Source organism: Pseudomonas sp. 34 E 7, assembly GCF_900005715.1.
Taxonomy (GTDB): domain Bacteria; phylum Pseudomonadota; class Gammaproteobacteria; order Pseudomonadales; family Pseudomonadaceae; genus Aquipseudomonas; species Aquipseudomonas orientalis_A.
On the sequence record NZ_CVTX01000033.1, the window covers coordinates 1 to 2,749 of the forward strand.

2 protein-coding genes and 1 pseudogene are annotated in these 2,749 nt (G+C 63.6%); all 3 read right to left on the reverse strand.

All coding sequences use genetic code 11. The features are described from left to right. Positions 1–1,323 (reverse strand): DEAD/DEAH box helicase (locus tag BFP96_RS01040; protein ID WP_065935412.1); only part of this gene is annotated, 1,323 nt, incomplete at its 3' end. Positions 1,324–1,545: 222 nt separating this feature from the next. Beyond that, positions 1,546–2,349, reverse strand: coding sequence for a substrate-binding periplasmic protein (locus BFP96_RS01045; protein ID WP_065935413.1), 804 nt, complete (start codon positions 2,347–2,349; stop codon positions 1,546–1,548). A gap of 63 nt (positions 2,350–2,412) precedes the next feature. Further along, positions 2,413–2,749: pseudogene (locus tag BFP96_RS01050) on the reverse strand (hypothetical protein); the annotation flags it as partial.

The following is a 2,749-nucleotide window of genomic DNA, read 5'->3' on the forward strand; positions in this document are numbered from 1 at the left end:
GCGTTCGCCACGGCTGCTGGTCGCGGTTTTTTCCTTGCCCTTGTCCTTGCCCTTGTCGCGACGACCACCGCCACCACCGCCGCCGTTCGGGCCATCGCCCTTCGGACCACGTGGGTTGCGTGGGTTACGCACGTCCGGACGCTCGCGCGCTTCTGGCTTTTCGGCCTCCACGGTGCTGGCATCGAAGCCCATCAGGTCGCCGTCGGCGATTTTCTGCTTGGTCATGCGCTCGATGCTTTTGAGCAGTTTTTCTTCGTCCGGCGCGACCAGGGAAATGGCCTCGCCCGAACGACCGGCACGGCCTGTGCGGCCGATACGGTGTACGTAGTCTTCATCGACGTTGGGCAGCTCGAAGTTGACCACGTGCGGCAGTTGGTCGATGTCCAGGCCGCGGGCGGCGATATCGGTGGCGACCAGGATGCGTACGGAACCGGCCTTGAAGTCAGCCAGGGCCTTGGTGCGTGCGTTCTGGCTCTTGTTACCGTGGATGGCAACGGCGGTGAGGCCATGCTTGTCCAGGTATTCGGCCAGGCGGTTGGCGCCGTGCTTGGTGCGGGTGAACACCAGCACCTGTTCCCACGCGCCGTGGGTGATCAGGTGCGCCAGCAGCGAGCGCTTGTGGCTGGCGGCCAGGCGGAAGACCCGTTGTTCGATACGCTCGACCGTGGTGTTGGGCGGCGTGACTTCGATGCGCTCCGGGTTGTGCAGCAACTTGCCGGCCAGGGCAGTGATGTCCTGGGAGAACGTTGCCGAGAACAGCAGGTTCTGACGTTTGGCCGGCAGGCGGGCGAGCACTTTTTTCACGTCATGGACAAAGCCCATGTCGAGCATGCGGTCGGCTTCGTCCAGCACGAGGATTTCCACGTGGGACAAATCGACGCTGCCCTGGCCGCACAGGTCGAGCAAACGACCCGGGCATGCCACCAGCACGTCGACACCACGGGACATGGCCTGAACCTGAGGGTTCATGCCGACGCCGCCGAAGATGCAGGCGCTGACGAACTTCAAGTCGCGGGCATACAGCTTGAAGCTGTCGTGCACTTGGGCGGCGAGTTCGCGGGTGGGGGTCAGGACCAGTACGCGCGGTTGGCGCGGGCCGTGACGCTGGGATTTGTCCGGGTGACCGTTGGGGAACAACCGCTCCAGAATCGGGAGGGCGAAACCACCGGTTTTACCGGTACCTGTCTGCGCCGCAACCATCAGGTCGCGACCTTGCAACACGGCGGGAATGGCCCGCTGTTGCACCGGAGTAGGCTCGGTATAGCCCGCTGCCTCGATGGCGCGGACTAAAGCCTCGGAGAGACCGAGGGAAGCAAAGGACATGAGTAATCCTGTTTTAGTTAGGGCTTGGCCCAAAGGGATAATCTTGCCGGGCGTGAATGGCGCTTAGGGGAGCGTAATCCCGTCCGGTCCTGCTGTGTCTGGCGGGCACTCCACCGGCTCGCGCGGGCTGCAAAGCTGCGCTGTAGCGGGGTTGGGTGCCTTTTTCAAGACCCGAGCGGCCGGGCGTAAGCCTGGCGGAAAGGCCGGAGTATAACAGAGCAATCACTGCGCGCTGCTTTCCTGCTGCTCAACGGTGTAATCGAACGCGTTGATCGGGGTCGTTTGTGCCTGGATACCGCCGTATTTGGCGCTCAACGCGGCATAGGCCGGCTCTTGCTTGAAGCGCCTGAGCTCGGCGGCGAAGCGCTGGACCAGCAAATCCATGCCCGCGCCACGGCGTACGGCAAGAAACTGCGGCTGGCGGCTGACCACCACGGGCGCCTGGCTGACCTTGTCCTCCAGGCCCAATTGTTTGATCAAGTGCTGCCCCACGCGACGGTCAGTGACCACCATGTCGATGCGCCCCAGCATGAGCTTGCCGAAGTTGGCTTCATGGCTGGGGGCCGGTTCACGCGCGAACGCGTTGGAGGCACTGAATGCCTCGCCATACAGGTAACCGGGCGAGACGCCGACGGTCAGGCCGCGCAGATCGTCGAGGGTTTCGGCGGGGTGAGGGCGCTCGTTGGCATAGAACAGCACGAACTCGACCGCCGACAAGGGCTCGCTGGGGTAGAGCAGCAAGGCGTCGCGCTCGTGGCTGTGGAAAATATCCAGCGCGCCGTCGGCATGGCCCTGGTCGAGCATGGCCAGGCAACGCTTCCAGGGCAGGAACTGCCATTGCACATCCACACCGAGGCGCTGGAACACGACCACCGTGGTTTCATAGTCCAGGCCACGCATGGTGCCGTTGTCGTCGTAGACGTAGGGCGCCCATGGCTCGGTGACAATGCGCAATTTCTCGCCATGGGCCGCCAGGCTCAGGCAAGTGAAAAGCGCAGCGATCAACAACTTGAAAGTGACGGGCATACCCGGAGGTTACGACGCTCCCGGCATAAAGAGAAGCTCTGGCACGCGCTTTGGCGGGCGGGCTTATTTTGCCGGTGCGTCCATCAGGTGGGCATGGATCGCGGCACGGCGCTCGCCGAGAATCAGGCGCACCACCGGGTTGGCGAACCAGTGTTCGAGCTGGTGCGCGTCAATCGGACGCTGCTGGCGCTCTTCCTGGTTTTGTCGCGCCTTGTCCCACCAAACCGGGCCACAGGCCTGGTCGAACTCGTTTTCGTGTTCATAGCAACCGTAGAGAATCTCGCGGATGAACTGCTGCTGGTGCCTGGGCAGCAGCAGGGTAATCAGCTTGTACAGCGTGCGCTGCAAACGCGGCGGGCGCGGCAGGTGGGCGGAGACCTGGCGCGTGTCGGCCAGGGCC

Excerpts from the sequence above, each read along its gene's own strand:
- BFP96_RS01045 (WP_065935413.1), bottom strand. The coding sequence starts at position 2,349 with ATGCCCGTCACTTTCAAGTTGTTGATCGCTGCGCTTTTCACTTGCCTG.